General features: G+C 40.4%; 4 protein-coding genes and 1 pseudogene. All 5 read right to left on the bottom strand.

Features of this window, described 5'->3' with window-relative positions:
- A pseudogene (locus tag ACW12G_RS06880) lies at positions 1 to 1,286 on the bottom strand (hypothetical protein); the annotation flags it as partial.
- Positions 1,287 to 1,299: 13 nt separating this feature from the next.
- On the bottom strand, positions 1,300 to 2,253 hold the full coding sequence (locus ACW12G_RS06875; protein ID WP_010001585.1) for a glycosyltransferase family 2 protein: 954 nt from the start codon (positions 2,251 to 2,253) through the stop codon (positions 1,300 to 1,302).
- Positions 2,254 to 3,075, bottom strand: a complete 822-nt coding sequence (locus ACW12G_RS06870; protein WP_455647593.1) for a glycosyltransferase family 2 protein — start codon at positions 3,073 to 3,075, stop codon at positions 2,254 to 2,256. It lies immediately after the preceding gene.
- Positions 3,075 to 3,485 (bottom strand): GtrA family protein, encoded by a 411-nt coding sequence (locus ACW12G_RS06865; RefSeq protein ID WP_084459844.1) that lies wholly within the window; start codon positions 3,483 to 3,485, stop codon positions 3,075 to 3,077. The genes ACW12G_RS06870 and ACW12G_RS06865 overlap by 1 nt, the downstream gene beginning before the upstream one ends.
- Positions 3,486 to 3,534: 49 nt before the next feature.
- Positions 3,535 to 3,911: SDR family oxidoreductase (locus ACW12G_RS06860; RefSeq protein WP_455647592.1), on the bottom strand; the 377-nt coding region annotated here is incomplete at its 5' end.

Genomic DNA, 3,911 nt, shown 5'->3' with positions numbered 1-3,911 from the left:
AAGTACGCAATCGCTGCCACAAAAATACCAATAATAATGTTAATAGCCAAGATAGATTGCGTACGTGCCGGTGTATTGGCAATTTCTAGGTACGTACCAAGAAGCATTAAGCCAACAAAAAGTTGAACACGTCCCTTAGTAAATTTCAACCCTAACTTAGCCACGAGCAAAATGACCAACAATAACACCAGTTGACCAAAATAAGCCATCATGCGGACTGGAAAACGTAATGGTCCCACATTTGCTGGTCCAAACAGTAACATAAAGGTCAATAATGTTGGTGTTAACCATTGGATTAACACCACTTTATGACTTTGAATGAAACTTTTGGTTTGTTTAAAGTTCACAAACACCAACAACGCTAATAACCAACTAACATACATAAACGGCATATAAGTCACACCGCTAACAGTCCACCAAGAGTTCATTTCTGAATAGCCGACTGGTGAAAAAGAGAAAAGCAAATCTGATAAACTTGGCGATAAGAAATTATCGTTGAAAATGCCTTCAGTATTGCGCATTGTCACACCAGAAATGGCAATTCCTGGTAGGTATACAGCAATTGTTGTCGCAGCTAAACTAATGCCTAAAAAGATAATTCGACGTAATTGCGGCCAATTTTTCATCACAATGGCGGCGATAAAAGCTCCCAACATGACGGCAATTAACATGATTGTTCCAAAGACATAACCAACCGTAATAATCGAATAACCCACCACAAACACCAATACTGGGCCTGTGTTTTTATTCAAAAATCGTCGTAGGACCCACCAGAACCAAGGGAAAAATGCCGACACCATTAAATCAGTGACCCAAGATGACGCTCCGGCAAAAATAGTAAAACCGACAAAAGGCGTTACAATCCCATAAATAATCGCGTATGGTTTTTGAACAGCCATTGAGCGCGCCAACAAGAAAGACCCAACCCCTAAGATGTTTAACAGAACAATTTTAAATATCGTCGCAAATATCAAAAAATTAGAAGAATAATAAACAACAACGGAGATTACCCAAACCAGTGGGCTAAATGTTCCCCACTGACACTCAGATAAATAATTCCCTGACCCTTGGGCAGCCACGTTGAAAATCGGTAACTGGCCCTGCATCACTAATTTGCCAACTTCATACCATTGCCCAATTGCCCCACGTTGTGTGTCATCCAAAAAATAGAAACGATGAAAAAAGAACAATGGAATTAAGCTAAAAATGGACACAATCGCAACAATGAGGACAATTGCACCAAAGGTACTTTGCCAACTATTGCGTAGTCTTTGCTTGATCGTCATATTATGCAGGTCCTTAATCATTCAACTCTTCGGCAATGATATAACGTGGGCGGTGCTTAACTTCAAGGAAAATCTTGCCAATATATTCACCAATAATCCCTATTGCCACTAATTGCAACCCACCAAGCATCCAAATCGACACCATCAAAGTTGGCCAACCTGCTGATGTTTTACCAAATGCCCAACCAATAAAGATATAAATTAAACTAAGGATACTAATCCCAAAAATACCTAAACCGACATTCCGCACAAATGTGATTGGTGAAATTGAAAATGATGTAATCCCTGTTGCCGCAAACTTAATCATTTTACGCAAAGGATACTTCGTTTCCCCAGCTTCACGTTCAGCACGGGCATAATAAACTTTGGCTTCGTTGAAACCAATCAGTGGGAAAATGCCACGCAAGAACATTTCGCGTTCTTGATATTCTGAAAAGGCACGCAATACCTTTTGATTGACCAAACGAAAATCCGCATGGTTGGGAATTGAATTAGCCCCTAGCGCTGACATCACTTTGTAAAAGCTTTGTGCCGTAAAGCGCTTGAAGAACGTATCGGTTGTTCGATCATTACGCACACCATAAACGATGTCTTTCCCTGAGTTAGCCAATTCAACCATTTCAACAATAGCTTGTGGATCATCTTGAAGATCAGCGTCAATCGTCACAACATAATCAACATCTGTATCTGTTAAATACGTCATCCCAGCAATAAGCGCGTTTTGATGCCCAAAATTCGTGCTAAAACGCAATCCCTGAACATTGCCATATTTTTCATGTAGCTCATTGATGAGTGCCCAAGTCTTATCCTTTGAGCCATCATCAACATACATGATAAAACTACTTGGCGCAACGAGATTTGCTTGTATCATTTCTGTCAACAAATCATGTAATCGCGCTGTGGTCTTTTCAATGACCTCTTCTTCATTGTAAGCTGGCAAAACAATTGCTAATTTTTTTGATGCCATTTATTTCATACCTCTCACTTTATAAACCATGAAGCGTAAATTCTGCATGACTTTTGCCATTGCATTACCACGCCACAGGACTGATTTTGTTACAATATCAGGAAACTCTTGGTGCATCGCTTCATTCATACCGATGACATGTTGACTCTGAACATCCTGTAACTCTGCCGTCCATTGGCCTGAACTGACGCGGAATTTTACGCCCACTGTCACATCGGGCACAAAATCACCCAATGTCAAAACATGCAAGTAAGTTGATAAATCAACCACATACGGATGCGTAAAATCCCAACCACCAGCCTGCTCAAAAGCATCACGGCGCATCAAGACACCACCTGGTTCACCAATCGCATTAATGCCTAAACCAACTACATGACGAATAACCGCTGCCCCACGCATTGGTCGCTTCAAGCCCAAAAGCCCCCACGACTTTTTAATGACATGGTTCTGATCATCAATAACTTCTCGTAAACTAGCCGTTAAGGCTGTAGCTGTATTGGCCTCTAATAAATCAAATTGCCGCTTTAAGGTACCTGGCAGTAGCACATCATCTTGTGGGATTAATTTAATGTATTTCCCCGTTGCTTTGCTTGACACAAATTGCCAATTTTCTTTGGCTGCCCCCTGTGGTGCAGTATAAATTTTTAGCCGTGGATCCGTCGCAGCCATTTTTTCTAATAACGCGCGTGTCCCATCTTCCGGTCCCTGAATTGCAACTGACACATCAAAAGTAACACCAACTTGGTCTAACACTGATTGCACGGTTTCTTCAATAAAGGGTCTCGCTTTATATGCGGGTATAACAACCGAAATATCTAACATTATTTTGATCTCCTAAATGAAAAAAACTTATGCCCAACAAAACTAATCATCGTTGTCACAATTAAAATTAAAAACTGTGCAGCAATTGGGTTCATATGTCCGAAATTAACCAATAGTGGCAATACAACCAAGTTAATCACATAACTCACGAGGTTAATCATCGTAAACCGAATAAAGTCCTTGACAACCTGCCCCTGAACACGAAATGTTACCTTCCGATGTAAATAAAATGCCACAAAATTAGACACAATTTGGGAAATAACCAACGCAACCATATAGCCATGTGGCACTGTTTTTAATGTTAATGTTAAACCAGTAAAAATAAAAAAACCAAAAAACGTATTGAATCCGCCAACCAAAAGGAATCTGAATTTTTCATCGGAAATCAATTTTTTAATGTAATCTATCATATTAATCTAAAAAATCCTCTCATGACGGACGTTTCTATCGTGCGTCAATTCAGTCCTTATCTTGTAGACTTGCCAAAAATTGGGCCAAGGCTTCACGCCAATTCAAAATCTCAAATCCTGTGGCCTTGGCCTTTTCCAAACTCATCACTGAATGCTTTGGGCGATACGCCTTTTGGGGGAATTCTGCACTCGTCACTGGTGTCACCTCGACATCAGTCGTCTTAAGAATTTCCCGCGCAAAATCAAACCAAGTCGCGGTATCATCATTTGATAAATGATACGTCCCAAATGTCGCATTCACCGTGATTAAATGCAACATAAACTCCGCTAATGTCCGCGTCCAAGTTGGTCGACCTAATTGATCATTCACTACACTCAACTTCGGGTGCGTTTGAGCCAGACGTTGCATCGTGTAGACAAAATTAT

It is taken from the genome of Leuconostoc sp., from assembly GCF_965300815.1.
This window is presented reverse-complemented; position numbering and strand designations above follow the sequence as displayed.

Coding starts and splice junctions, on each gene's coding strand:
- ACW12G_RS06875 (WP_010001585.1), bottom strand. CDS start 2,253: ATGGCATCAAAAAAATTAGCAATTGTTTTGCCAGCTTACAATGAAGAA.
- ACW12G_RS06870 (WP_455647593.1), bottom strand. CDS start 3,075: ATGTTAGATATTTCGGTTGTTATACCCGCATATAAAGCGAGACCCTTT.
- ACW12G_RS06865 (WP_084459844.1), bottom strand. CDS start 3,485: ATGATAGATTACATTAAAAAATTGATTTCCGATGAAAAATTCAGATTC.